We start from the raw sequence: 23,652 nt of genomic DNA, 5'->3' as shown, positions 1-23,652 counted from the left end.
CGCCCCCACCGCCCCGGAAGGCCCCGCCATGGCCGCTCGCACCCCCCGCCCCACCGGCACCCCGGAGGACCTCGGGCGGACGCCCGGGCTGCGCGAGCGCAAGAAGCAGCAGACCCGGGACGCCCTGGTCCAGGCCGCCCACGAGCTCTTCCTCGGCCAGGGCTTCGCCCGGACGACCGTCGACGAGATCGCCTCCGCCGTCGACGTCTCCCAGCGCACCTTCTTCCGCTACTTCGCCAACAAGGACGAGGTCGCGCTCGCCGTCATGGCCGAGGCCGAGGACTACTTCATCGAGTGCCTGCACCACCGCCCGGCCGAGGAGACCCCGCTGCAGGCCCTGCGCGCCTCGATCGTCAAGGCCTGGCGCGACCTCGGGAACGCCAGGGCGTCCGGCCCCGGCTCGATCACCAGCGCGCTCGAACTCATGCGAATGATCGAGGACGCGCCCACCCTGCTCGCCGCCCATCTGCGCCGGGTCACCGAGCAGGAGCGGATCGTGGTCCGGATCCTCGCCGAACGCGAGGGGCTCGACCCGCGCGAGGACCTGCGCCCCGCCGTGCTCGCCGCCGTCTTCGGCAGCGTCCTGCGCGCCGCCCACCTGTCCTGGACCGCCGACCGCGAACCCGAGGGCCCGGAGGGCATGATCACCCTGATCGAGCGTCACTTCGACCAGCTCGGCCCGGCCCTGACCGGCCACTGGCGCACCCCCGGGCAGCACCCTGGCGCCGGGACGCCGGGCGACACCCCGCCGTCCTGAGCGGCCCGGCGGGCCACCGACAGTGCGCCCCCGGTGCGCGCCGGGGGCGCGCTGTCAGCCCCCTGCTCTAACCTGCCGCCATGGTGACGTTCGACGAGTTCCGCGCGATCGCGCTGGCCCTGCCGGAGGCCGCCCAGGAGCCGACCTGGGACATCGAGACGCTGCGGGTCCGCAGCCGGATCTTCGCGATGGGCGCGCCCGACGGCGACCGGGTCACCGTCAAGGCCTCCCCCGAGGACCAGGCCGAACTGCTCGCCGCCGAGCCCGAGGTGTTCACGTCCGCCCCCTACGTCGGGCGGCACGGCTGGGTGAGCGTCCGGCTCGACCTGGTGGACCGGGACGAGCTGCGCGACCTGGTCACCGAGGCCTGGCGGCGGACGGCCCCGAAGCGGCTGGTCCGGGAGTTCGACGCCTGAGCGAACGGCCGTCAGGAGCGCGACCCGCACCACTGGGAGACGCCGCGAGGACACCCCCGGTTCATGTGATCCATCCCACAGTTTGGGCGCGCCCGGCACGCCGCCGGGCGGCCTAGGCTTGCGCAGGGAAGTCAGCAGTTCTGTCGCACCCTCCGGGCACCGCCCGCGAAACGGTGACGGGCCCCAAGGGAGTTGGTGCGGTGCGCAACCGTCGACGCTGGAAGCGGGTACTGATCGGGGCGTTCGCCGGGTGCGCCGTACTCGCCGACGCCGGCGCCTCGGCCGCCGCGGCCGCCGTCTCCTCGGAGCAGCTGGCGATCTCCACGCCCCCGGCCGGCAGCACCGCCTGGCTCCAGGACCACTCCTTCGGCCGCTCCCTGCCCGACCCGGCCACCACCTCCCCGGCGGCCGCCGCCGAGTTCTTCGCCTCGCTCGCGCCCACCGAACTGGACCGGTTGATCCAGGCGTACCCGCTGGTCGTCGGCAACTACGACGGCGCCCCGCTGGACCTGCGCTACCGCGCCAACCGGATCGCCCTGGCCGCCGAGCGCGACAAGGCCCGGGCCCACGCCGAGGACCGCACGCTCGACTCCGACACCCGTGCGCTGGCCGTCTCCCGCGCCAACGACGTGGACCACCTGCTCGCCCCCGGCCGACAGGTCCTGGCCTTCGACCCGCGCGGCCGCGGCCTGGTCACCGAGGTGTGGGGCGACCTCGCCGACGCCGAGCGGATCTCCGTGCTCGTCCCCGGCTCGGACGCCGATCTCGGCCACTTCGACCAGACCGCCGAGCCGCTGCGCTCCCCGGCCGGCATGGCCCGCGCCCTCTACGCCGAGGAGCAGCGCCAGGCCCCGGGCACCCGTACCGCCGTGGTCTCCTGGACCGGCTACGTCACCCCCTCCGGCCTCGGCCCGGACGCGGCCACCTCCCGGCTCGCCGACGTCGCCGCGCCCCGCCTGGAGCGGCTGCTCGCCGGCCTCAAGGAAACCACCCGGCCGGACGCGCCCCCGTCGCTGCTCTGCCACTCGTACGGCTCGGTGGTCTGCGGCACCGCCGCCCCGAAGATCCCGCGCGCGGCCTCCTCGCCGTCCGACACCTCCGGCATCACCGACATGATGGTGTTCGGCAGCCCCGGCATGGGCGTGCAGAGCGCCGCCGAACTGGGCGACGGCGTGCACGTCTGGGCGGCCCGCAACCCCAGCGACTGGATCGGCAACGTCCCGTTCCTGGAGGTCGGCAAGCTCGGCCACGGCGCCGATCCGACCGGCGGCGGCTTCGGCGCGGAGCAGATCTCCTCGGCGCGCGCGGTCGGCCACAACGGCTACTTCACCGACGGCACCGACAGCCTGCGCAACTTCGCGGCGATCTCGCTCGGCCACTACCGCGACGTGGTCCGGACCGAGCCCGAGTCCTGACCGAGCCCGAGTCCTGACCGAGCCGGGGTCCTGACCGAGCCCCAGCCCGAGTCGTGACCGAACCCGAGCCCGAGTCCTGACCGAACCCCAGCCCTGACCGAGCCCGGGTCTGACCGGGGCACGGCCGCCGGGACCTGCGCCGGGCCGGGCCCGCTACGCCTGGTCCTGGTACAGCCGCAGCGCGTCCGCCGCCGCCCGGGCCAGTTCGCGCCGGGCGACCGCCGGGGCCAGCACCTCGGCGTCCGCGCCGAAGGCCAGCAGCGACCGGACCGCCGCCGGGGCCGGGAAGGCCATCGCCATCTCCACCCACTCCTCGGCCGGCCCGAGGCCCGCCTCCGGCGGCTGCGCGGTGACCCGCCCGCCGTGGATCCGCAGGAACAGGTCCAGCCGCCCGCGCCGGACCCGCACCCGCACCGGCAGTTCCTTCGGCAGCCGCTCCACCTGCTCGCGCAGCACCGCCCAGACGTCGCCGAGCCCGGTGCCGGCCCGGCGGCGCACCAGCTCCTCGGTGGTCTCGGCGGTCAGCACCCGGTCCGCCCGGAACAGCCGCGGCTCGCCGTGCAGATCGGCCACCAGGTACCAGACCGCCGCCTTGCTCACCAGCCCGTACGGGTCGACGGTGTACTCCACCGGCGCGGGCGTGCCGCTGTGCCGGTAGCGCAGCCGCAGCCGCCGGTCGGCGAAGACCGCGTACTGCAGCTCGCCCAGGTCCGGGCCCGGAGCGGCGACGGGCGCGCCGCCCGGCATCCAGCGGGCCGGGTCGACCAGGATCCGCTCGCTGATCCGCTCGGCGGCCGGGCGGTGCGGGGCCGGCAGCGCCGCCATCACCTTGCGCAGCGCCGAGCCGAGCGCGCCGTCCAGCCCGAGGTCGCTGTGCGCGCCCTGGGCGGAGAGCACGAACAGCGCCCTGGCCTCGTCGGCGGTCAGACCGGTGACGTCGGTGCGGTAGCCGGGCAGCAGGCCGATGCCGCCGTGCCGCCCCCGCTCGGTGAACACCGGGACGCCGGCGGCGGAGAGCGACTCCACGTCGCGGTAGATGGTGCGGACGGACACCTCCAGCCGCTCGGCGAGTTCGGTGGCGGACACCTGGCCGCGGGTCTGGAGCAGCAGGAGGATGGAGAGCAGGCGGTCGGCCTTCATGGACCAAGAATCCCAGTAATCCTGACGGCACTTGTCAGGTTTTACTGGGAGATTGCGTTCCGAGCCCGAAAGACCGCCCGAACACGGGGAGTTGACCGCACGTGAACGCCGTCCAGGACGCCCGCCCGCAGTACCTGCTCGCCCTCGACCAGCTGGAGAAGCTGATCGCCACCATCACCCCGGCCGACCTCGACCGGCCCACGCCGTGCACCGAGTTCACGCTGCGACAGCTGCTGAACCACGTGGTCGGCGGCGTCCACCGCCTCGCGTACATGGGCGAGGGCGGCCGCGCCGCGGACATCGTGCCCGCCATCGAGGACCCGTCGGACCAGGGCTGGCCGGCCGCGCTGGGCCGGGCCCGGGCCCGGGCGACCACCGCCTGGGCGGACGACGCCAAGCTCGGCCGCCCGACCTCCGCGCCCTGGGGCGAGGTGCCCGGCGGGGCCGCGGTCGGCGGCTACCTCATGGAGGCGGTGACCCACACCTGGGACATCGCCACGAGCCTCGGCAACGGCTTCGTGCTGGACGACGCGCTGGCGCACAGCGCGCTGGGCATCGCCCAGGCCGTCCTGCCGCCCGAGGCCCGGGGCGAGGGCGTCCCGTTCGGCCGGGTCGAGCCGGTCGCCGAGGACGCCGACGTGCACACCCGGCTGGCCGCCTGGCTGGGCCGCCGGGTCTGACCGGCGCGCCGGAGGCGGGCCCGGGGAGTCGCGACTCCCCGGGCCCGCCCGCGACCGGCTGCTCCCGGCCGGCCGCTCCCGACGGACTACTCCCGGCCGACCGAGGTGGTGCTCATGTCCGGGTAGCGGTCCCCCGCCACCCGGTCGGCCACCGGCTCCAGCAGCGCCAGCTCCGCCGCGGTGAGCCGCAGCGTCGCCGCCGCGGTGTTCTCGGCGAGCCGGCTGCGCTTGCGGGTGCCCGGGATCGGCACGACCGTCAGCCCGTGCACCTCCGCCCGCTGGTGCACCCAGGCCAGCGCGACCTGGGCCGAAGTCGCGTCGTGGGCCCGCGCGATCTCCCGCAGCGGGGCGAGCAGTTCGCCGTTCGCGACCGCGTTGTCGCCGGTGTAGCGCGGGTGGGTGCGCCGGAAGTCGCTCTCCACGAGCTTCCCGGCGTCCTGGAAGGCGCCGGTCAGGAAGCCCCGCCCGAGCGGCGAGTACGGCACGAAGGCGACGCCCAGCTCCGCCGCGGTCGGCACCGCCGAGCGCTCGACGTCGCGGGCGAACACCGACCACTCGGACTGCACCGCGGCGATCGGGTGGACGGCGTGCGCCTCGCGCAGCTCGGCCCCGGTCACCTCGGACAGGCCGAGGTGGCGCACCTTGCCGGCCTCGACCAGCTCGGCCATCGCGCCGACCGACTCCGCCAGCGGCACGGCCGGGTCACGGCGGTGCATGTAGTAGAGGTCGATCTCGTCGAGGCCGAGGCGGCGCAGCGAGGCGTCGACGGCGGCCCGGATGTAGGCCGGGTCGTTGCGGATGGCGCGCCGGGTCGGGTCGTCCTCCGAGCGCTCGACGGCGAACTTGGTGGCGATCACCACCTCGTCCCGGTTGGCCCGGACGAAGGGGCCGACGAACTCCTCGTTGCGGCCGAAGCCGTACATGTCGGCGGTGTCGAACAGGGTGACACCGGCCTCCAGCGCGGCGTCCAGGGTGGCGCGCGCCTCGTCGGAGTCGGTGGGGCCGTAGAACTCGCTGATGCCCATGCAGCCGAGGCCCTGAACGCCCACCAGGGGGCCGCCGGTGCCGAGTTCGGTGGTGGGGAGGACGGGGTGGGTCATGCGCTCTGCTCTTCCTCTTCTTCACGGTGGTTCTGGCATCCGGCCGGGGCGCCGGTGATGTCGACGACCTTCCCGGCATAGAGATCGATCTTGTAGTCGAGGACGGCGAGGGTGGCCCGGAGGTCGGCGATCCGCTGCCGGACCTCCTCGCGCTGCGCCTCCAGCAGCAGGCGCCGCCCCTCGTAGGTCCGTTCGCCCTGCCGGGCCATGCCGACGTACGTGAGCATGTCCGCCACGGACATGCCGGTCAGCCGCAGCCGGCCCAGGAAGGCCAGCCGGTGCAGGTCGGCGTCGCAGTAGCGGCGCTGGCCGCCGGCCGCGCGGTCGACCGGGTCCAGCAGGCCGATCCGCTCGTACCAGCGCAGGGTGTGGGCGGTCAGCCCGCTCGCCGCGGCGACCTCGCTGATGGTGTGCCGCGGGGTCCGGTCCGGGTCGCCGACCGGGCTGCTGAACACGTCGGAGCAGCTGCGCAGGTCCGCCTCGACTCGTGCGGGTGTGGCCATCGAGCGTTTCCCCCTGTTCCGATGCGACGGGAAAGACGCTACCGAGTTGGAGTGCACTCCAAGCAAGCCCGTCCGGCCCGGCAGCCGGGTGCCCCCACCACCCGGTTGACGACAGGGCGCCCCGCCGCCCGGCCGCCGCCCCGGCTACAGTCGGGACCCATGGAGAGCTTGCGCGTGATCGAGAACTGGCCGGTGCCGCACGCCGCGGTGGCGGTGGTCCGGGGGGCGGACGGCGCGGTGCTGGGGACGCACGGGCCGCAGCAGCACCTGTTCCCGCTGGCCTCGGTGACCAAGCTGCTCACGTCCTACGCGGCGCTGGTCGCGATCGAGGAGGGCGTGTTCGAGCTGGACGACCCGGCCGGTCCGCCCGGCGCCACCGTCCGCCACCTGCTCGCGCACACCTCCGGCCTGGGCTTCGACGAGGACCGGGTGTTCGCCGAGCCCGGCAACCGCCGGCTCTACTCCAACGCCGGGTTCGACGCGCTGGCGCGGACGCTGTCCGGGGCCGCCGGGATCGAGTTCTCCCGCTACGTCGCCGAGGCGGTGTTCGAGCCGCTGGGCATGACCGACACCCTGATCAACACGGCGCACAAGTCCCCGGCCGGCGCCGGCGGCCTGTCCACCGCCGCCGACCTCGCCCGGTTCGCCGCCGAGCTGCAGTCGCCCAAGCTGCTGGACCCGTCGACCGTCCTGCGGGCCACCCGTGAGGTCGCCTTCCCCGGCACCAGCGGGGTGCTGCCCGGCTACGGCCACCGCCGCCCGAACGACTGGGGCCTCGGCTTCGAGATCCGCGACGGCAAGAGCCCGCACTGGACCGGCACCGCCAACTCCCCCGCCACCTTCGGCCACTTCGGCCAGTCCGGCACCTTCCTGTGGGTCGACCCGCAGGCGGGCGCGGCCTGTGTCGCGCTCACCGACCGGGACTTCGGCCCGTGGGCGGTCGAGGCCTGGCCGACCTTCTCCGACGCGGTCCTGGCCGAACTGCGGGGCTGACCGGCCGCCTGAGCCCGGCCTGCCCCGCCCCGGCCCGGCCCGGGCGTCCGGCGGGCCGGACGCCTAGCCGTACGAGACCGGCGAGTGCATCTCCCACAGCAGGAGCTCCGCGCCGGTCTCCCCCGCCGCCGGGTCGGCGAAGCCCTCGCCGGTGATCCGCACGCTGTCGCCCGGGACCATCGAGCGGCCGCCGCCCTTGGGCCCGGGGACCGTCCGGTAGCCCAGCGAGCCGGCCGTCAGGTGCGCGTACCGCCAAGGGGCCGCGGGCAGTTCGGGCAGCGGCTGCCACGGGCCCGCGGTCGCCAGCCAGAGCGCGGCGTCGCTGCGGCGCAGCCGCAGGGCGTCCGTCCCGGCGTCGCGCTCCAGGCCGGAGGCGAGCAGCGTCAACCCGCCGTCCGCCGGTTCCACCCTGCGCAGCCCGTACGCCGGGGCCGCGTCGAACGTGTCCGGCTGGAGCCACATCTGGACGAACCGGACCGGGCCGGTGGCGCCGCCGACGTTGCGCTCGGTGTGGGTGACGCCGGAGCCGGCGCTGAGGTGCTGGACCATCCCGGGGCGGACCACCCCGCCGTGGCCGTGGGAGTCCCGGTGGGCGAGCGCGCCCTCCAGCACCCAGGTGAGGATCTCGGTGTCCCGGTGCTTGTGCTCCTCGAACCCGGCACCGGGGGCGAGGAGTTCCTCGTTGCACGCGAGCAGCGCGCCGAAGTGGGTGTTCTTCGGGTCGTAGTGGCCGGAGAAGGAGAACGCGTGGCGGGTCTCGATGCCCACGCCCGGGGTGGAGCGGTAGCGCTCGGCGGTGCGGCGCAGGTCGGCACGGGGGCGGTCAGCGGGGTCGGTCACGCGCCCACCGTACCCCCGCGCGACGGCCCGGCCCCGGGCGCCGGCGCGCACCGCGCCCCGGCCGTACGACCCCCGCCACCGCGCCGCTCCGCCGGGGGGTGTGCACGAGCAGTCACCCGCGTGAGGCAGTCTTGTCCTTGTGCCAGCCGCTTCCGCGAACTCCAAGAGCGAACCCAGCCCCGTGCCCGAACCGACCGGCAAGAGTCCGGCTTCCCGTCCCGGCCGCGACCGTCCCGGCCGCTCGGCGCCCCGCCTGACGGCGCAGGAGCGCAGAAACGCCGCCGAGCGCGCCGAGCGCCGGGCGGCCACGCTCAAGCGGCTGGAGAAGTCCTCGGGCAAGCTGGCCACCGCCGCGATCTCGCGGATGGACGACCAGCTCGGCTGGTACCGGCGGATGCCGCCGGAGCACCGGTCCTGGATCGGCCTGGTCGCCCAGGCCGGCATCGCCGCCTTCACCGAGTGGTACCGCCACCCCGACGCCGCCCAGGCGATCTCCACCGACGTCTTCGGCACCGCCCCGCGCGAGCTGACCAGGGCGATCACCCTGCGCCAGACCGTCGAGCTGATCCGCACCACGATCGAGGTGATGGAGGAGGCCATCGAGGAGGTGGCCGCCCCCGGCGACGAGTCGGACATGCGCGAGTCGGTGCTGGTCTACGCCCGGGAGATCGCCTTCGCCACCGCCCAGGTGTACGCCCAGGCGGCCGAGGCGCGCGGCGCCTGGGACGCCCGGCTGGAGGCGCTGGTGGTCAACTCCCTGCTGTCCGGCGACGCCGACGAGGGCGTGCTCTCCCGCGCCGCGGCGCTCGGCTGGGGCCAGCCCAGCCAGGTCCGGGTGGTGATGGGCAGCGCGCCGGACGGCGACAGCGAGCTGGTGGTGGAGGCGATCCGGCGGGCCGCCCGCTACGCGAAGCTGAACGTGCTGACCGGGGTGCTGGGCAAGCGCCTGGTGGTCGTGGTCGGCGGCGACAAGGAGCCGGTGCACGCCGCCCGGGCGCTGATCGGCCAGTTCGCGCCGGGCCCGGTGGTGGTCGGCCCGACCGTGCCCGACCTGCTCTCGGCGACCCGCTCGGCGCACGCCGCCGCGGCCGGGCTGCGCGCCTGCGCCGCCTGGCCGGACGCGCCCCGCCCGGTGCTGGCGGACGACCTGCTGCCCGAACGGGCGCTGGCCGGCGACCAGGCCGCACGCCAGCAGTTGGTGGAGGAGATCTACACACCTCTGGACGAGGCCGGCTCGGCGCTGCTGGAGACGCTGAGTGTCTACCTGGAACAGGCCTCCTCGCTGGAGGGTGCGGCCCGGATGCTCTTCGTCCACCCCAACACGGTGCGCTACCGGCTACGACGTGTGACCGACGTCACGGGGTACGCGCCCTCCGACGTACGTTCGGCGTTCACTCTGCGGATCGCACTGGCCCTCGGCCGACTGACCGCAGCCGGGGACCCCAACTGAGCCGGGGTGTAGGGACCATACAATCCCGGATGGTTTTCTTCGTTACCGTCGCCTACCCGCCCCTGGGCGCCTGGCGAGAGAGGGTTGAACCGTGCTCGTAATCGTCGCCCCTGGACAGGGTGCCCAGTCCCCCGGTTTCCTCAGCCCCTGGCTGGAGCTCGACGGTGTCGCCGACCGCCTGCGTGGCTGGTCGGAGGTCGCCGGGCTCGACCTGGTGCAGGCCGGCACCGAAGCGTCCGCCGATGAGATCAAGGACACCGCCGTCGCCCAGCCGCTGCTGGTCGCGGCCGGCCTGGTGACCGCCCGGGAGCTGTTCCCGGACGAGGACGCCGCCCGCAAGCTGGTCGGCGCCGTCGCCGGCCACAGCGTCGGTGAGATCACCGCCGCCGCCGGCGCCGGGGTGCTCAGCGCCCACGACGCGCTGGCCTTCGTCCGCGAGCGCGGCCGGGCCATGGCCGCGGCCGCCGCCGTCACCGAGACCGGCATGATCGCCGTGCTCGGCGGCGACGCCGAGGTCGTCGCGGCGAAGCTCGCCGAACACGGCCTGACGGCGGCCAACAACAACGGCGGCGGCCAGATCGTCGCCGCCGGCACGCTGGCCCAGCTGGAGGCGCTGAAGGCGGACCCGCCGGCCGGCGCCAAGCTGGTCGCCCTGAAGGTCGCCGGCGCGTTCCACACCGAGCACATGGCGCCGGGCGTCGAGCGGCTGGCCGAGCTGGCCCCGACCCTGACCGCGGCCGACCCGCTGGTCCGTTACGTCTCCAACAAGGACGGCGCGGTCGTGGACTCCGGCGCCGAGGTGCTCGCCCGCCTGGTGTCGCAGGTCTCCAATCCGGTCCGCTGGGACCTCTGCATGGAGACCCTGGGGCGCCTGGGCGCGACGGCCGTGATCGAGCTGTCCCCCGCGGGCACCCTGACCGGGCTGCTCAAGCGCAACCTCAAGGGTGTGGCCACGCTCGCCCTCAAGACCCCCGCCGACCTGGACAAGGCCCGCGCGCTCGTCGCGGAGCACGGCGGCCAGGAGCAGGAGATCACCGCATGACCAAGCCCCAGATCCGCCCGGCGAGCGGTGCGCAGTACTCGCGCATCCTCGGCGTCGGCGGCTACCGTCCGGTCCGGGTGATCCCCAACTCCGAGGTCCTGGAGTGGATCGACTCCTCGGACGAGTGGATCCGCACCCGCAGCGGGATCGCCGAGCGCCGCTGGGCCGGCCCGGAGGAGTCCGTGGCCGAGATGTCGATCCAGGCCGCCGGCAAGGCCATCGCCCAGGCCGGGATCTCCCCCGACCGGATCGGCGGCGTGATCGTCGCGACCGTCTCGCACCTCAAGCAGACCCCGGCGATCGCCACCGAGATCGCCGAGCGGCTCGGCTGCGGCACCGCCCCGGCCTTCGACATCTCGGCCGCCTGCGCCGGCTTCGGCTACGGCCTGGGCCTGGCCGACGGCCTGATCCGCGCCGGCAACGCCGAGTACGTGCTGGTGATCGGCGTCGAGCGGCTCAGCGACCTGACCGACACGTCGGACCGCTCGACCGCCTTCATCTTCGGCGACGGCGCCGGCGCCGCGATCGTCGGTCCGTCCGACACGCCCGGCATCGGCAAGCTGATCTGGGGCTCGGACGGCTCGCAGGCCGACCTGATCACCCAGACCGAGGCATGGGACACCGCCTTCGCCAAGCCCGACGCGATCAACGGCGCGGGCGAGGAGACCAAGTGGCCGTTCCTGCGGATGGACGGCCAGCCGGTCTTCCGCTGGGCGGTCTGGGAGATGGCCAAGGTCGCCCAGCAGGCGCTGGACGCCGCCGGGGTGACCGCCGACCAGCTCGGCGCGTTCATCCCGCACCAGGCCAACATGCGGATCACCGACGCCATGATCAAGGCGCTGAAGCTGCCGGAGTCGGTGCCGGTCGCCCGCGACATCGCGGAGACCGGCAACACCTCCGCGGCCTCCATCCCGCTCGCGATGGAGCGCATGCTGGAGACCGGCGAGGCCCACAGCGGCGACCTGGCGCTGATCATCGGTTTCGGGGCGGGTCTCGTGTACGCCGCGGCAGTCGTTACGCTCCCCTAGGCGCGTTTCGCCCACCGACCCACAAACCTGTGTCCGGCCGCCGGCCGGACATGTTCAACACTGAAGAGGAGCAGCCAGTATGGCTACCAAGGACGAGGTCCTGGAAGGTCTCGCCGAGATCGTCAACGAGATCGCCGGTATCCCGACCGAGGATGTCGCGCTCGACAAGTCCTTCACCGATGACCTGGACGTCGACTCGCTGTCCATGGTCGAGGTCGTCGTGGCCGCCGAGGAGCGCTTCGAGGTCAAGATCCCGGACGACGAGGTCAAGAACCTGAAGACCGTCGGCGACGCCGTGGACTACATCCTCGCCAACGCCTGATCGTCGACCCGTTCGACTGGGCCGCTCCGTCCGGCGTCCCGTACGCCGCCGACGGCCGGCCCACCGGCCCGGCTCACCGAGCCAGGCCGACCCTCCGGCCGGGACGCCCCACCGGGGCGCCCGGCCGGGCCCATCCTCGGCTCCCGCCGACCCCCCGCAACACGTGAGAGAAGAAGAAACCAGTGACCGCTGAAAACCGCACCGTGGTCGTCACGGGTATCGGCGCCTTCACGCCGCTGGGCGCCGACGCCGCCGGCACCTGGGAGAACCTGGTCGCCGGTAAGTCCGGAGTGGCGGCCCTGACCGAGGAGTGGGCCGAGGAGCTGCCGGTTCGGATCGCGGCGCGCACCGCCGTCGAGCCCGGCGAGATCCTGCCCCGCCCGCTGGCCCGCAAGCTGGACCGCTCGGCCCAGTTCGCCGTGATCGCGGCCCGCGAGGCCTGGGCCGACGCCGGCTACCAGACCCCCGCCACCGACGAGTCCTCCAAGCTCGCCCCCGAGCGCCTCGGCACCGTCATCGCCTCCGGCATCGGCGGCGTGACCACCCTCCTGGACCAGTACGACGTGCTGCGGGAGAAGGGTGCCCGGAAGGTCTCCCCGCACACCGTCCCGATGCTGATGCCCAACTCCCCGGCGGCCAACGTCGGCCTGGAGGTCGGCGCCCGCGCGGGTGTGCACACCCCCGTCTCCGCCTGCGCCTCCGGCGCCGAGGCGATCGGCTACGCGATCGAGATGATCCGCACCGGCCGCGCCGACGTCGTGGTGGCCGGCGGCACCGAGGCGGCGATCCACCCGCTGCCGATCGCCGCGTTCGCCAGCATGATGGCGATGTCCAAGAACAACGACGACCCCGAGCACGCCTCCCGCCCGTACGACAAGGCCCGTGACGGCTTCGTGCTGGGCGAGGGCGCCGGCGTGGTCGTCCTGGAGTCGGTCGAGCACGCCGAGGCGCGTGGCGCCCGGATCTACTGCGAGGCCGTGGGCCAGGGCCTGTCCTCGGACGCCCACCACATCGCCCAGCCCGAGCCGACCGGCGCCGGCGTGGCCCGCGCGCTGGCCGACCTGTTCGACCGCAACGAGCTGGACAAGGCCGAGATCGTGCACGTCAACGCGCACGCCACCTCGACCCCGCAGGGCGACACCGCCGAGCTGAAGGCGCTCCGCAAGGAGCTCGGCGACGACCTCGACCACATCGCCATCTCGGCCACCAAGTCGATGACCGGTCACCTGCTGGGCGGCGCCGGCGGTGTCGAGACCGTCGCGACCGTGCTGGCCCTGTACAACCGTCTCGCCCCGCCGACCATCAACGTCGACGACCTGGACGACGACGTGGACGCGGACATCGTGCGCGGCGAGGCCCGCAAGCTGCCCGAGGGCCGGATCGCGGCGCTGAACAACTCGTTCGGCTTCGGCGGCCACAACGTGGTGCTGGCCTTCCGCACCCGCTGACGCCCGCCGTCCGGACGGCCCGTACGACGAAGGGGCCGGCGCTCTCGGTGAGCGCCGGCCCCTTCGTCGTGCCCTCCGGCCTCAGACCACCTGGTGCAGCCAGCGCACCGGCGCGCCCTCGCCCGCGTACCGGAACGGCTCCAGCTCGTCGTCCCAGGGCTTGCCGAGCAGCCGGGCGATCTCGGCCTCCAGGTCGGCCCCCTCACTGCGGGCGCGCAGCAGGACGGCGCGCAGCCGGTCCTCGGGGATCAGGATGTCGCCGTGGATGCCCGTGACGGCGTGGAAGATGCCGAGCGTGGGCGTGCTGCTGTAGCGCTCGCCCTCCGCCGTGGCGCAGGGCTCGCTGGTCACCTCGTACCGCATCAGCTGCCAGCCGCGCAGCGCGGAGGCGAGCTTCGAGGCCGTACCGGGCTCCCCCTGCCAGGAGAGCTCGGCACGCCAATGTCCGGGTGCGGCCGGCTGGCGGATCCAGTCCAGGCTCACCCGCACACCGAGCACCCCCGCGACGGCCCACTCGACGTGCGGGCACAGCGCGCGGGGCGCGGAGTGGATGTACAGAACTCCACGTGTCGTCACCGGGACCTCCAGGCTGTGGACGAGGGTCGCCTTCCCCAGCTGCCTCGTGCCTGCAGTTGATCCACAGTTACCCACGTTAGCCGACATTAAGCGACTAAATTGAGCAAAACGGACAGGCTTTCGCTCAATGCTAGTCGAATCCTCAACGAGGTCTACCCCTCGGCCGGATCTCTCCCCCGAACGGCCCCATCGCCTGGCGGAACCACCGTACCGCGCCGCCCCGCACCACGGCTGACGCACTTTCGGATCCGGCCGGAATGCGGTAGTGCGGCCGGATCCCCCGCGCCCGACCGCGAACCGTCCACACCGAACCGCCCCGCGCGCCCGGGTCGGGCGGCGGGGCGGTCGGTGTCCATGATCCGGCGTCAGCCGTCCAGGCGGACCAGCATCTTGCCGGTGTTGGCGCCGCGCAGCAGGTCGAGGAAGGCCTCGGCGGTGTGCTCGAAGCCGTCCACCACGGTCTCCTCGTGGCGCAGTTCGCCGGAGGCCAGCCAGCCGGCCACGTCGGCGACGAACTGCGGCCGCATCGCGGCGTGGTCGCCGACCAGCATGCCCTCCAGGCGCAGCCGCTTGCCGATGGCGAGCGCGAGGTTGCGCGGGGCGGCGGGCGCGGCGGTCTCGTTGTACTGGGCGATCGCGCCGCAGAGCACCGCGCGGCCGTGCACGTTCAGCGCGCCGATCGCGGCCTCCAGGTGGTCGCCGCCGACGTTGTCGAAGTAGAGGTCGATGCCCTCCGGCGCGACCTTCGCGAGCTGCTCGGCGACCGGGCCGTCCTTGTAGTCGAAGGCCGCGTCGAAGCCGTACTCGTCCACCAGCTTGGCGACCTTCTCCGCCGAGCCGGCCGAACCGACCACCAGGGAGGCGCCCTTGAGCCTGGCGATCTGGCCGACCATCGAGCCGACCGCGCCGGCCGCGCCGGAGACGAAGACCTTGTCGCCCTCCTTGAGGCCGCCGACGGCGAGCAGTCCGGCGTAGGCGGTCAGGCCGGTCATGCCGAGCACGCCGAGGTAGGCGGACAGCGGGGCGGCGGCCGGGTCGACCTTGACCGCGTGCTTGGCGTCGAGGGTCGCGTACTCGCGCCAGCCGAGGCCGTGCAGCACCGCGTCGCCCGGGGCGAAGCCCTCGGCGCCGGAGGCCACCACGTAGCCGACCGCGCCGCCGTCCATAGGCGCGCCGAGCCGGAACGGCGGGACGTACGAGGGGGCGTCGTTCATCCTGCCGCGCATGTACGGGTCCACCGAGAGGTAGGCGTTGCGGACCAGGATCTCGCCCGGGCCGGGCGTCCGGACCGGGGCCTCCACCAGGGCGAAGTCGGTCGGCACCGGCCAGCCCTGCGGGCGGGCGGCGAGGTGCCATTCACGGGCGGTGGCGGGGGCGGCCTGTTCTGCCATGAGTGCTGCTCCTTGCGGTTCAGGTACCTGAAAGGTTGAGAAACTGAAGTAACGATGGACATAAAAGGTTCACCTTGTCAACTTTTCAGGTAGACTCTGGCGCATGGACACTCAGCCGGCCCGGGACGCCACGCCGCAGCCCGACGAGATCACCCGCGAGGTCGTCGACCTGATGGCCAACCTGGTCGCGCTCTTCCACCGCGAGTACGAGGAGGCCGCCGCCGCCCGGTCGCTCACCGGCGCCCAGGCCAAGGTGCTCGCACTGCTTCGGCGCGGGCCGATGCCGATGCGCCAGATCGCCCAGACGCTCAGCTGCGAGCCCTCCAACATCACCGGCATCGTCGACCGGCTGGAGTCCCGCGGCTTCGTCACCCGCGAGGCCGACCGGCAGGACCGCCGGGTCAAGCTGGTCGCCGCCACCGACACCGGCTCGGCCGCCTCCGCCGAGCTGCGCGAGTCGCTGAACTTCGCCCGCGAGCCGCTGGCCGCGCTCGGCCCGGACGAGCGGACCGTCCTGCGCGACCTGCTCCGGCGGATGCTCGCGGGCGCCGCCGGCCCCGGCGCGTGACCAGCATCACAGGGCGGACGGGTCATCCGTTCACCCGTAGGGGGTAACCGAACCGCCCCCCGAAACGTCTAACGTTCGAATCATCGAACGCGAGAAACCTGAAGACGGGGGGCACGGAGGATGAGCAGCAGCACGCGCCGGCGCCGCTACCTGCGCACCGCCATCGGCCTGGCCGCCGTTCTGGTGCTGTCGGTGGTGGGCGCGGGAGCCTGGTTCTACCACCGGCTGGACAACAACATCACCACCTTCGACGCGGGCGGCGTGGCCACCGAGCGCCCGCCCGCCCCCGTCCCGGTCAGCCCGGGCGCCTCCGTGCCGGTCAACGTGCTGCTGCTCGGCTCGGACACCCGCGACGACGGCAACAACGCGCTGGGCGGCGGCGACGAGGGCGTCGGCCACTCGGACACCGCGATCGTGCTGCACGTCTACGCCGACCACCGGCACGCCGTCGGCGTCTCCATCCCCCGCGACACCCTGGTCACCATCCCGTCCTGCAAGCTGCCGAACGGCACCTGGACGGCGCCCAGGAACGACCAGATGTTCAACTCCGCCTTCTCCGTGGGCGACGCCGCCAAGGGCAACCCGGCCTGCACCCAGAACACCGTGGAGAAGCTCACCGGGCTGCGGATCGACCACACCGTCGTGGTCGACTTCAAGGGCGCGGCCGCGATGGCCGACGCCGTGGGCGGCGTGGAGGCCTGCGTGCCCAACGACGTCAACCAGTACGGCATCCACCTGAAGAAGGGCCTGCAGAAGCTCTCCGGGCAGTCGGCGGTGGACTACCTGAGAGCACGCCACGGCATCGGCGACAACTCCGACATAGGCCGGATGAAGCGTCAGCAGGCCTTCCTCTCCTCGATGATCAAGAAGGTCCAGGGCCAGGGGTTCTCGCTGCCCACCCTGCTGCCGCTGGCGGACGCGGCCACCAGGTCGCTCACCGTCGACGAGGGGCTGGGCACCGCGATGAAGCTGGTCGACTTCGCCCGCTCGGTGCAGGACATCAAGCTCTCCGACGTCACCTTCGTCACCGCGCCCTGGCGCTTCGCCGGCGATCGGGTGCGGCTGGTCCAGCCGGACGCCGACACCCTCTGGAAGCTGCTGCGCGAGGACCGCACCCTGGACGGGCAGAGCACCGCCGGGACGGGCCAGGTGACCTCCTCCCCCGCCGCGACCCCGGGCACCGGCGCGCCGCTCACCCCCGAGCAGGCCGCGGTGCCGATCACTGTGGTCAACGGCGTCGGCACCCCCGGCCTGGCGGGCTCCGGCGGCGAGACGCTCAAGGGGCGGGGCTTCCTGAACGTCACGCTCGGCGCCAACGAGCCGGGCCACCAGGTCACCCGGGTCGCATACGACCCCGCGCTGAAGGCCGGCGCCGACCAGGTGGTGGCGCTGTTCCCCGGCGCCAAGGCGGTCGAGGAGCCGGGCTCGGGGGCGGTCACCGTCACCCTCGGCGCCGACTACCGGCCCACGGGCACCCGGATCGACTCGGCGTCCTCGCCGAGCCCGGCGCCCGGCGACGGGTCCGGCGGCACGGCCGGTGCCACGGCCGGTGCCGCTCCGTCCGGTGCCGCGCCCGGCAGCACGGCCGGTGCCACGCCGGCCGGAGGTATCCCCACCGGCATAGCGGAGAACACCCGCAACGCCGACACCGACCCGTGCGCCAACCTGACCTTCGGGTGACCGACCGGGGCCCGGCTGCGCAGGGTCCGGCTACGCAGGGTCCGGCAGCCCGGTGACCACGGCGGTGAGGCGGGTGCCGCGCGGGAAGGCGCCCGCCCCGGCCAGGTCGGCGAGCGCGGCGAGCAGCTTGGCGACGTAGCGCCGCTCCAGCGGGATGCCGTGACGGCGCTCGAACCGCTCGGCGAAGGCCGCCAGGTCCGCCGGGACCTTGCCGTAGCCGCCGCCGTGGTGCGCGTGGTCGATCGACCAGTTGTCGAACTCGCGGCCGTAGGCGGCCCGGTGGAGCCGGGCGACCTCCGCCTCCAGGTAGCCCCCGCCGCCGCGCAGCACGGCCACGCCGAGCGCCCGCGCCCCCGGCGGCAGTCCCGCGGCGACACCGGCCAGGGTGCCGCCGGTGCCGACCGGGCAGCAGACCACGTCGCGCCCGCCCAGATCGGGCAGTTCGGCCGGGATCGCGGCCGCGCCGACGGCGGCCAGGGCGTTGGAGCCGCCCTCCGGGAGCACCAGGCAGGGGCCCCAGCGCCGCTGCGGGTCCGCCGCGGCGCCCTCGGCCGTACGGCCCTCGTCGGCACCCTCGCCCGGGTCCGTGCAGCCCCCGCCCGTACGGGCCGCGCCCGCGGAACTCCCGCCGCCGGCACGGCCGGTGGCCTCCCGGTACGCGGTCCGGGTCAGGAACTCCAGTCGCATCCCGGCCGCCTCGGCGGCCCGCAGCGACCAGTTGCGCGGCCGGTCCGCCAACTCCTCGCCGCGGACCAGCCCGACGCTCTCCAGCCCGAGCGCCCCCGCGGCGACCGCGACGGCCCGCAGGTGGGTCGAGTAGGCGCCGCCGAAGGTCAGCAGCCGGGTGTGGCCCCGCTCCACGGCGGCGGCCAGGTTGGGCGCGAGCTTGCGCCACTTGTTGCCGGGCACGCCCGGGTGCAGCAGGTCGTCCCGCTTGAGCCGCAGCTCCACCCCGGCCCGGGCGAACACCTCGTCGGTGCAGTCCACCAGCGGGGTCGGCAGCAGGGCGGGTTCGAGCACCCGGCCAGCTTACGGGCTCCGAACGGCGGGAGCCCGGCCACCGTGGCGGCGGCCGGGCCCACGACAGGGGACGTCGGTGCGAGCGGGTGGGTCAGCCCCCCGCCGCCGCACCGTCCGCGCGGCCGGCGTTGACGGCCCGGCGCAGGGCGCGCGGGACGGGGCCGGCGGCGGGAGCGAGCTTGCCGATCCGGGCCCGGAACTCGCGCCGCCGGCTCCAGGTCAGGGCCGAGCCCAGCTGGGCCGCGTCGGCCAGCGCGACCAGGGCGGCGTCCGCCGGGTCGACCCGGCTGAACGGCCCCTTCAGCGCCGAACCGACCGACGCCACGAGCGACTTGCGCAGCCGGGAGTCCGGCAGGGTCACCCGGGAGTACGGGAACAGTCCGAACGCCCGGCGCTGCTCGACCCGGATCCGGCCGGCCGCCGCCAGGCCGTCCCGGACCACGCGCGCGGCGCGGGACGTCGGGCCCCGGTTCCGGCCGACCCAGCTCTGCCAGCTGCGCCGCCGCTCCTGCCGGATCTGCTCCAGCAGCGCGGCGGTGAGCGGGTCGAGGCCCTCCGCCGGCCCGCCGTCGACGGCGGCCGGGCCCTGGCCGTCCTCGCGGATCAGTCCGCGCCGCAGGAGTTCGGCGAGCGCCGCCGCCCGCATCACCAGGTCGAGCCGGTCGGTGGCGGTGAGCCGCTCGCGCTCGGGGTGGTAGGCCAGCAGGTACAGCTTCTCGGGGAGGGTGACGGGCAGGTCCATGTCGGTCTCCGAAAGGTCTTCGCGCGCCCGGCCGCCGGTCAGCTCTCCGCCGAACCGCCGTCCTCCGGGCTCTCCTTGGGCGGGCGTCCGCGGCGGGGAAGCCGGTTCGCACCGCTGGGCATCCGGCCCGCGTCCGTGAGGGCGCGGCGGAGCAGGAACTCGATCTGCGCGTTGGTGCTGCGCAGGTCGTCCGCTGCCCACCTGGCGAGCGCGTCGTGAACTGAAGGGTCCAGTCGCAACAGGATCTTCTTCCGTTCCGTCGCCACTGCCGCGCCTTTACTGGTAGAGGGAGCCCGTGTTCACGACGGGCTGGGTGCCGCGGTCGCCGCAGAGCACCACCAGGAGGTTGCTCACCATGGCGGCCTTGCGCTCCTCGTCCAACTCCACCACGTCACGCTCGGCGAGCCGGTCCAGCGCCTCCTCGACCATACCGACGGCGCCCTCGACGATCAGCCTGCGCGCCGCCACCACGGCCCCGGCCTGCTGACGCTGCAGCATCACCTGGGCGACCTCCGGCGCGTACGCGAGCCGGGTGATCCGGGACTCCACGACCCGCACGCCGGCCGCGGCGACCCGCGCCGCGATCTCCGCGGAGAGCTTGCGGGCGATCTCCTCCGCGCCGTCGCGCAGCGACAACTGGTCCTCGTGGTGGGCGTCGTACGGGTAGCTGGTGGCGATGTGCCGCACGGCCGTCTCGGTCTGGATGGCGACGAAGTCGGTGTAGTCGTCCACCTCGAACACCGCCATCGCGGTGTCCTCGACCTGCCAGACCACCACGGCGGCGATCTCGATCGGGTTGCCGTCCGCGTCGTTGACCTTGGTGGTCTCGGTCTCGTGGTTGCGGATCCGCAGCGAGATCTGCCGACGGCTGGTGAACGGGTTCAGCCAGGTCAGGCCCTCGGCCCGGACGGTGCCCCGGTAGCGCCCGAGCAGCTGGACCACCCGGGCCTGACCGGGCGAGACCACCGTCAGCCCGCAGAGCAGCACCAGCGAGGTCACCACCAGCACCGGCCCGGCGACCACCAGCGCGGCGCCCGCCCCCTGCTGCCCGTTCGCCAGTCCGACCCCTCCGGCGATGACCGACGCGATCCCCGCGACCAGGCCGAACAGTGCGCCGAACAGCACCGGCAACCCGGCGGCGCCGGTGATGATCCGCTCGGTGGTCCTGGGGACCGGCAGGTCCGGGGCAGCCCCGTCCTCGACGGCGAAACGCGGTGTGGCCATGGGACCGACTCCTTCGGCGAGTGTTCGCATCCGATGGCAAAGTGATATCACTTTTTGCGCGCAGCGCACCAGGGGTCGACAGCGCGGAAGCGGGGCGGGGAGCCGTCAGGGGACGCCGGGGCCGATGCCCACGGGCGGGTGAATTCCGGCGCGCCACACAGGGAGAGGAGGTGGCCGCGGCCTAGACTCTGCGTCGTCACGGGCGGCGGAGCTCCGGCTCGGCACCCGCCCGCGGACGGTCGTACGACACCCGTCACGCATCGAGAAGGTGGGGCGGGTGGGACTCGAACCCACGACCAAGGGATTATGAGTCCCCTGCTCTAACCGGCTGAGCTACCGCCCCGGTTCGCCGCGCGCGCCGGTCATCGGCCACGGCAGCAGCAGACGGCCCCAGCGAGGCCGTCCCGGGCAGCATAGCCGGTCGATCACCCGTGGTGCGCGCCGGGGGCGCACCTGGGTACGGGACGGCGCGCGCCTCTCCGGGCGGCGCAGCCCGGGTGGCGGCGCGGCGTCCGTCCGGGGCAGCCTGGGCGGATGACGACACGTAGGGCGGGGACGGCGGCGGGGGTGCTGGCCGCGGTGCTGGCCGCGGCCGGCTGCACGACCTCGGCGGGGCCCGGCGGGGGCGTGCCCACGGTCACCTCGGCGCCGGCCGCGACGGCCTCGGCGGGCAGTCACGGCTGGAACAAGCAGCGGTTCAAGGGCGCGGTCGGCCGGCACACCGGGGTCACCCGCACCGCCAAGCCCACCGTGCTCAACGGCCTGGTCGGCGCGGTGTTCACCCGCAACGCCGACGGCGACCACTTCTGCACCGCCAGCGTGGTCGACAGCGCGGGGCTCAACCTGATCGTCACCGCCGCCCACTGCGTCTGGGACCCGAAGCTGGGCCAGCGCGGCGACCTGGTGTTCGTCCCCGGCTACCGGGACGGCGACACCCCCAGCGGTGTCTGGCCGCTGCTGGCGGTCACCGTCGACGACGGCTGGAAGGACCACGCCGACCCGGACATGGACGTCGCCTTCGCGGTCGTCCAGGCCCAGAACGGGCAGCAGGTCCAGCAGGTGCTCGGCGCCAACCGACTGGGCGTCAACCTCGGCTACCGGATCCCGGTGAAGGTCACCGGCTACCCGGGCACCAGCGAGGTCCCGATCACCTGCTCCAACACCACCTCCGAGCAGAGCCCCACCCAGCTGCGGATCGACTGCCCCGACTACACCGGCGGCACCAGCGGAAGCCCCTGGGTCACCGACTTCGACCCGGACACCAGGACCGGCACCGTGGTCGGCGTGATCGGCGGCTACCAGGAGGGCGGCGACACCCCGGACACCTCGTACAGCAGCTACTTCGGCGACCGGGTGCAGGCGCTGTACGACCGCGCCACCGGTTGACCGGGGCCGGGCCCGGCCCCCGGCAGTGGCGCCGCCCGGCACGGCCTGGTAGATCTTCCTCACGAACGGCGGAACGCACCAACCCCGGTGCCCGCCCCGAGGAACGAGACGGAGCCCGATGGCCCCCCGCCCGGCACGGCCCGCGCACCCGGCCCGCAAGGCCGCGCTGGCCGTCCTGCTGCTCACCGCCGGCACCGCGTGCGGCGGGCAGGACGGGGCGCCGACCGCCGAGGTCGCCCAGCAGAGCGCCGCCCGGGACCGGATCGGCACGCTCTCGCTCCGCACTGCGCAGGGCCCCCGGGCCTGCACCGCGAGCGTCGTGCAGAGCCCCCGGCACAACCTGCTGGTGACCGCGGCGCACTGCGTGCAGAGCCGCCGGACCGGCCTGCTGGAGGGCCTGGTGTTCACCCCGGGCTACCGCAACGGGTCGACCCCGTACGGGACTTGGCCGGTGCAGTCGGTCACCGTCGACCCGCACTGGGCGGCCGGGGACGACCCGGAGTACGACGTGGCGTTCGTCACGGTGGGCACGGTCGGCGGCCGGCAGATCGAGGACGCGGTCGGCGGGAACCCGCTCGGCACCGGGCAGGGCTTCGGGCTGCCGGTCTCGGTCACCGGCTACCCGAACGTGAGCGACGAGCCGATCACCTGCTCGGTCCGGACCCGCTCGCAGAGCGCCACCCAGGAGCGCTTCGACTGCGGCGGCTACACCGACGGCACCAGCGGCAGCCCGTGGGTCACCGACCAGGGCAGCGTGGTCGGCGTGATCGGCGGCTACCAGGAGGGCGGGGACACCCCGGACACCTCGTACAGCGTCACCTTCGACCAGCGGGTGACCGACCTGTACCGGAAGGCGACCACCTGATTCCGGGTGGTGCGGGCGGTGCGGGGCCGCGGCACGACGTGACGTGCGCGACACCGTGCGACGGCAACACGAAGGCCCCCCGGTCGACCGAGGGGCCTTCGCTCTGAGCAGTCACCGGGCGGACCCGGCGCAGCTCCCGCAATTGGACTCGAACCAATAACCTGCCGATTAACAGTCGGCTGCTCTGCCAATTGAGCTATGCGGGATCGCGGTACTCGACTGCCGTACCACGGACGGGAAGGTGACCCGGAAGGGGCCTCGTCCCGAGCTCCCCCAATTGGACTCGAACCAATAACCTGCCGATTAACAGTCGGCTGCTCTGCCAATTGAGCTATGGGGGATCGGCTTCCGCCCCGGCCCCCGGTTTCCCGGACTCCGCGGCGCTCGCTGCGGGACATACATTAGCGCACTCGGGGGGGTGGTCCGCCAATCGCTTTCCCCGGTCGCCCCGGGGCTGCCGCCCGGCGTGCCCGGCGCGCGCCCGCCGCCGCGCCCGGGGATGCTGGGGGCGCGGACGGTTCGCCGTCCCGACGGACGGGTAGGGCAATGCGGCAGAAGGCCGCCAGGAGAGGGTGGATCCGACCATGTGGAAGCTGTCGTTGGCCGCGGGTTTCGCGGCCGGCTACGTGCTGGGCTCGCGGGCCGGGCGTCGGCGCTACGAGCAGATCGCCAAGGTCACCCGGCAGATCGCCCAGAACCCCACGGTGCAGGGCGCCGCCGACCGGGCACGGCAACAGGCCGGGGCGGTGGCCGGGAAGGCCGCGGGCGCGGTCGCGGACCGGGTCGGCGACCGGCTGCCGACCGCCGTCACCGACCGGGTGCCGTACTTCAACCGGGCCCGGGCCGAGGACGACGGCTGGGGCACCTTCCGCCCGTGACCGGGCGGTGAGGCACGAGGCCCGCCCGCGGGCTCCCCCTCGGGGGAGTCCGCGGGCGGGGTCCGGGCGTAAGGACGCCCGAGCAGCGGGCAACCAGGCAGCGGGCAACCGAGCAGCGAGCGGCCGGGCAGCGGACGCCCGGGCAGAGGGCAAAGGGCACGCCAACCCGGGGTCGCGAAGCGGCAACG

25 protein-coding genes and 3 tRNA genes are annotated in these 23,652 nt (G+C 74.2%); 15 read left to right on the top strand and 13 right to left on the bottom strand.

Annotation, left to right across the window (positions count from 1 at the left end):
* The first annotated feature begins 28 nt into the window (after window positions 1–28).
* The 3 genes from AB0Q99_RS12010 to AB0Q99_RS12000 all read left to right on the top strand — a co-directional run bounded on the left by AB0Q99_RS12010 (window position 29) and on the right by AB0Q99_RS12000 (window position 2,588).
* The gene (locus tag AB0Q99_RS12010) at window positions 29–757 is read left to right on the top strand and encodes a TetR family transcriptional regulator (RefSeq protein WP_363570626.1); all 729 of its coding nucleotides are present in this window, start codon (window positions 29–31) and stop codon (window positions 755–757) included.
* 80 nt (window positions 758–837) lie between these two features.
* Window positions 838–1,173: an MmcQ/YjbR family DNA-binding protein gene (locus AB0Q99_RS12005; protein WP_363570624.1), complete on the top strand. Its 336-nt coding sequence runs from the start codon at window positions 838–840 to the stop codon at window positions 1,171–1,173.
* 200 nt (window positions 1,174–1,373) lie between these two features.
* Complete coding sequence (locus AB0Q99_RS12000; RefSeq protein WP_363570622.1) at window positions 1,374–2,588, top strand: alpha/beta hydrolase; 1,215 nt, start codon at window positions 1,374–1,376, stop codon at window positions 2,586–2,588.
* 153 nt (window positions 2,589–2,741) lie between these two features.
* Here the strand turns inward: AB0Q99_RS12000 and AB0Q99_RS11995 are convergent, their stop codons facing one another.
* Window positions 2,742–3,728 carry a WYL domain-containing protein gene (locus tag AB0Q99_RS11995; protein WP_363570620.1) on the bottom strand — a complete coding sequence of 329 codons (987 nt, stop codon included), beginning with the start codon at window positions 3,726–3,728 and terminating at the stop codon, window positions 2,742–2,744.
* A gap of 101 nt (window positions 3,729–3,829) precedes the next feature.
* Between AB0Q99_RS11995 and AB0Q99_RS11990 the strand changes: the two genes are divergently transcribed.
* Window positions 3,830–4,408 (top strand): TIGR03086 family metal-binding protein, encoded by a 579-nt coding sequence (locus tag AB0Q99_RS11990; protein WP_363570618.1) that lies wholly within the window; start codon window positions 3,830–3,832, stop codon window positions 4,406–4,408.
* 86 nt (window positions 4,409–4,494) lie between these two features.
* Here the strand turns inward: AB0Q99_RS11990 and AB0Q99_RS11985 are convergent, their stop codons facing one another.
* The gene (locus AB0Q99_RS11985; RefSeq protein ID WP_363570616.1) at window positions 4,495–5,508 is read right to left on the bottom strand and encodes an aldo/keto reductase; all 1,014 of its coding nucleotides are present in this window, start codon (window positions 5,506–5,508) and stop codon (window positions 4,495–4,497) included.
* A complete protein-coding gene (locus AB0Q99_RS11980) occupies window positions 5,505–6,011 on the bottom strand; it encodes a MerR family transcriptional regulator (protein WP_363570614.1) in 507 nt (168 codons plus the stop codon). Before AB0Q99_RS11980 ends, AB0Q99_RS11985 begins: the two co-directional genes overlap by 4 nt.
* Window positions 6,012–6,170: 159 nt before the next feature.
* On the opposite strand from AB0Q99_RS11980, the gene AB0Q99_RS11975 reads away from it, so the two are divergent.
* On the top strand, window positions 6,171–7,004 hold the full coding sequence (locus AB0Q99_RS11975; RefSeq protein WP_363570612.1) for a serine hydrolase domain-containing protein: 834 nt from the start codon (window positions 6,171–6,173) through the stop codon (window positions 7,002–7,004).
* A 63-nt stretch (window positions 7,005–7,067) separates the two neighbouring features.
* Here AB0Q99_RS11975 and AB0Q99_RS11970 read toward each other — a convergent pair whose 3' ends face one another.
* Window positions 7,068–7,844, bottom strand: a complete 777-nt coding sequence (locus AB0Q99_RS11970) for a pirin family protein (RefSeq protein ID WP_363570610.1) — start codon at window positions 7,842–7,844, stop codon at window positions 7,068–7,070.
* Between the two features lie 253 nt (window positions 7,845–8,097).
* Between AB0Q99_RS11970 and AB0Q99_RS11965 the strand changes: the two genes are divergently transcribed.
* From AB0Q99_RS11965 to fabF, 5 genes are all read left to right on the top strand, one after another.
* On the top strand, window positions 8,098–9,294 hold the full coding sequence (locus tag AB0Q99_RS11965) for a helix-turn-helix domain-containing protein (protein WP_363570871.1): 1,197 nt from the start codon (window positions 8,098–8,100) through the stop codon (window positions 9,292–9,294).
* A 91-nt stretch (window positions 9,295–9,385) separates the two neighbouring features.
* The gene (locus AB0Q99_RS11960; protein WP_363570608.1) at window positions 9,386–10,336 is read left to right on the top strand and encodes an ACP S-malonyltransferase; all 951 of its coding nucleotides are present in this window, start codon (window positions 9,386–9,388) and stop codon (window positions 10,334–10,336) included.
* Window positions 10,333–11,364 carry a beta-ketoacyl-ACP synthase III gene (locus tag AB0Q99_RS11955; protein ID WP_363570606.1) on the top strand — a complete coding sequence of 344 codons (1,032 nt, stop codon included), beginning with the start codon at window positions 10,333–10,335 and terminating at the stop codon, window positions 11,362–11,364. Before AB0Q99_RS11960 ends, AB0Q99_RS11955 begins: the two co-directional genes overlap by 4 nt.
* A 79-nt stretch (window positions 11,365–11,443) precedes the next feature.
* Window positions 11,444–11,686 carry an acyl carrier protein gene (locus AB0Q99_RS11950; RefSeq protein ID WP_360249291.1) on the top strand — a complete coding sequence of 81 codons (243 nt, stop codon included), beginning with the start codon at window positions 11,444–11,446 and terminating at the stop codon, window positions 11,684–11,686.
* A gap of 182 nt (window positions 11,687–11,868) precedes the next feature.
* The gene (gene fabF, locus AB0Q99_RS11945) at window positions 11,869–13,134 is read left to right on the top strand and encodes a beta-ketoacyl-ACP synthase II (RefSeq protein ID WP_363570604.1); all 1,266 of its coding nucleotides are present in this window, start codon (window positions 11,869–11,871) and stop codon (window positions 13,132–13,134) included.
* An 81-nt stretch (window positions 13,135–13,215) separates the two neighbouring features.
* On the opposite strand, the gene AB0Q99_RS11940 is transcribed toward fabF, so the two are convergent.
* Both AB0Q99_RS11940 and AB0Q99_RS11935 read right to left on the bottom strand, forming a co-directional pair.
* Window positions 13,216–13,710, bottom strand: a complete 495-nt coding sequence (locus AB0Q99_RS11940) for a DUF3145 domain-containing protein (protein WP_097238046.1) — start codon at window positions 13,708–13,710, stop codon at window positions 13,216–13,218.
* Window positions 13,711–14,075: 365 nt separating this feature from the next.
* Complete coding sequence (locus AB0Q99_RS11935; protein WP_363570601.1) at window positions 14,076–15,101, bottom strand: NADP-dependent oxidoreductase; 1,026 nt, start codon at window positions 15,099–15,101, stop codon at window positions 14,076–14,078.
* Window positions 15,102–15,204: 103 nt separating this feature from the next.
* Here AB0Q99_RS11935 and AB0Q99_RS11930 point away from each other — a divergent pair, with 103 nt between their 5' ends.
* Together AB0Q99_RS11930 and AB0Q99_RS11925 are read left to right on the top strand one after the other, a co-directional pair.
* A complete protein-coding gene (locus AB0Q99_RS11930) occupies window positions 15,205–15,669 on the top strand; it encodes a MarR family transcriptional regulator (protein ID WP_363570599.1) in 465 nt (154 codons plus the stop codon).
* 120 nt (window positions 15,670–15,789) lie between these two features.
* Complete coding sequence (locus AB0Q99_RS11925) at window positions 15,790–17,349, top strand: LCP family protein (protein ID WP_363570597.1); 1,560 nt, start codon at window positions 15,790–15,792, stop codon at window positions 17,347–17,349.
* Window positions 17,350–17,379: 30 nt separating this feature from the next.
* On the opposite strand, the gene AB0Q99_RS11920 is transcribed toward AB0Q99_RS11925, so the two are convergent.
* The 5 genes from AB0Q99_RS11920 to AB0Q99_RS11900 all read right to left on the bottom strand — a co-directional run bounded on the left by AB0Q99_RS11920 (window position 17,380) and on the right by AB0Q99_RS11900 (window position 20,678).
* Entirely contained in the window at window positions 17,380–18,369 is a 990-nt protein-coding gene (locus AB0Q99_RS11920) for a pyridoxal-phosphate dependent enzyme (protein WP_363570595.1), read from the bottom strand.
* Between the two features lie 91 nt (window positions 18,370–18,460).
* A complete protein-coding gene (locus AB0Q99_RS11915) occupies window positions 18,461–19,111 on the bottom strand; it encodes a GPP34 family phosphoprotein (RefSeq protein ID WP_363570593.1) in 651 nt (216 codons plus the stop codon).
* 38 nt (window positions 19,112–19,149) lie between these two features.
* Complete coding sequence (locus tag AB0Q99_RS11910) at window positions 19,150–19,377, bottom strand: hypothetical protein (protein WP_363570591.1); 228 nt, start codon at window positions 19,375–19,377, stop codon at window positions 19,150–19,152.
* A 10-nt stretch (window positions 19,378–19,387) separates the two neighbouring features.
* Window positions 19,388–20,335, bottom strand: a complete 948-nt coding sequence (locus tag AB0Q99_RS11905) for an SPFH domain-containing protein (RefSeq protein WP_363570589.1) — start codon at window positions 20,333–20,335, stop codon at window positions 19,388–19,390.
* 269 nt (window positions 20,336–20,604) lie between these two features.
* Window positions 20,605–20,678 (bottom strand) — tRNA-Ile (locus AB0Q99_RS11900).
* Window positions 20,679–20,869: 191 nt separating this feature from the next.
* On the opposite strand from AB0Q99_RS11900, the gene AB0Q99_RS11895 reads away from it, so the two are divergent.
* Together AB0Q99_RS11895 and AB0Q99_RS11890 are read left to right on the top strand one after the other, a co-directional pair.
* On the top strand, window positions 20,870–21,721 hold the full coding sequence (locus AB0Q99_RS11895) for a hypothetical protein (RefSeq protein WP_363570587.1): 852 nt from the start codon (window positions 20,870–20,872) through the stop codon (window positions 21,719–21,721).
* 118 nt (window positions 21,722–21,839) lie between these two features.
* Window positions 21,840–22,586 (top strand): trypsin-like peptidase domain-containing protein, encoded by a 747-nt coding sequence (locus AB0Q99_RS11890; protein ID WP_363570585.1) that lies wholly within the window; start codon window positions 21,840–21,842, stop codon window positions 22,584–22,586.
* A gap of 133 nt (window positions 22,587–22,719) precedes the next feature.
* On the opposite strand, the gene AB0Q99_RS11885 is transcribed toward AB0Q99_RS11890, so the two are convergent.
* Together AB0Q99_RS11885 and AB0Q99_RS11880 are read right to left on the bottom strand one after the other, a co-directional pair.
* Window positions 22,720–22,792 (bottom strand) — tRNA-Asn (locus tag AB0Q99_RS11885).
* Window positions 22,793–22,854: 62 nt separating this feature from the next.
* Window positions 22,855–22,927: transfer RNA gene (locus AB0Q99_RS11880), tRNA-Asn, on the bottom strand.
* Between the two features lie 243 nt (window positions 22,928–23,170).
* Here AB0Q99_RS11880 and AB0Q99_RS11875 point away from each other — a divergent pair.
* Window positions 23,171–23,464, top strand: coding sequence for a hypothetical protein (locus tag AB0Q99_RS11875; RefSeq protein ID WP_363570869.1), 294 nt, complete (start codon window positions 23,171–23,173; stop codon window positions 23,462–23,464).
* The last annotated feature ends 188 nt before the right edge of the window (window positions 23,465–23,652 follow it).

It is taken from the genome of Kitasatospora sp. NPDC086791, from assembly GCF_040685975.1.
Lineage (GTDB): Bacteria > Actinomycetota > Actinomycetes > Streptomycetales > Streptomycetaceae > Kitasatospora.
The sequence above is the reverse complement of the archived record's forward strand: the minus strand, read 5'-3'. Positions and strand labels throughout refer to the sequence as shown.

Excerpts from the sequence above, each read along its gene's own strand:
- AB0Q99_RS12005 (WP_363570624.1), top strand. The coding sequence starts at position 838 with ATGGTGACGTTCGACGAGTTCCGCGCGATCGCGCTGGCCCTGCCGGAG.
- AB0Q99_RS11950 (WP_360249291.1), top strand. The coding sequence starts at position 11,444 with ATGGCTACCAAGGACGAGGTCCTGGAAGGTCTCGCCGAGATCGTCAAC.
- AB0Q99_RS11890 (WP_363570585.1), top strand. The coding sequence starts at position 21,840 with ATGGCCCCCCGCCCGGCACGGCCCGCGCACCCGGCCCGCAAGGCCGCG.
- AB0Q99_RS11980 (WP_363570614.1), bottom strand. The coding sequence starts at position 6,011 with ATGGCCACACCCGCACGAGTCGAGGCGGACCTGCGCAGCTGCTCCGAC.
- AB0Q99_RS11925 (WP_363570597.1), top strand. The coding sequence starts at position 15,790 with ATGAGCAGCAGCACGCGCCGGCGCCGCTACCTGCGCACCGCCATCGGC.
- AB0Q99_RS11915 (WP_363570593.1), bottom strand. The coding sequence starts at position 19,111 with ATGGACCTGCCCGTCACCCTCCCCGAGAAGCTGTACCTGCTGGCCTAC.
- AB0Q99_RS11930 (WP_363570599.1), top strand. The coding sequence starts at position 15,205 with ATGGACACTCAGCCGGCCCGGGACGCCACGCCGCAGCCCGACGAGATC.
- AB0Q99_RS11975 (WP_363570612.1), top strand. The coding sequence starts at position 6,171 with ATGGAGAGCTTGCGCGTGATCGAGAACTGGCCGGTGCCGCACGCCGCG.
- AB0Q99_RS11985 (WP_363570616.1), bottom strand. The coding sequence starts at position 5,508 with ATGACCCACCCCGTCCTCCCCACCACCGAACTCGGCACCGGCGGCCCC.
- AB0Q99_RS11895 (WP_363570587.1), top strand. The coding sequence starts at position 20,870 with ATGACGACACGTAGGGCGGGGACGGCGGCGGGGGTGCTGGCCGCGGTG.
- AB0Q99_RS11905 (WP_363570589.1), bottom strand. The coding sequence starts at position 20,335 with ATGGCCACACCGCGTTTCGCCGTCGAGGACGGGGCTGCCCCGGACCTG.
- AB0Q99_RS11875 (WP_363570869.1), top strand. The coding sequence starts at position 23,171 with ATGTGGAAGCTGTCGTTGGCCGCGGGTTTCGCGGCCGGCTACGTGCTG.
- AB0Q99_RS11955 (WP_363570606.1), top strand. The coding sequence starts at position 10,333 with ATGACCAAGCCCCAGATCCGCCCGGCGAGCGGTGCGCAGTACTCGCGC.
- AB0Q99_RS12010 (WP_363570626.1), top strand. The coding sequence starts at position 29 with ATGGCCGCTCGCACCCCCCGCCCCACCGGCACCCCGGAGGACCTCGGG.
- AB0Q99_RS11995 (WP_363570620.1), bottom strand. The coding sequence starts at position 3,728 with ATGAAGGCCGACCGCCTGCTCTCCATCCTCCTGCTGCTCCAGACCCGC.
- AB0Q99_RS11935 (WP_363570601.1), bottom strand. The coding sequence starts at position 15,101 with ATGGCAGAACAGGCCGCCCCCGCCACCGCCCGTGAATGGCACCTCGCC.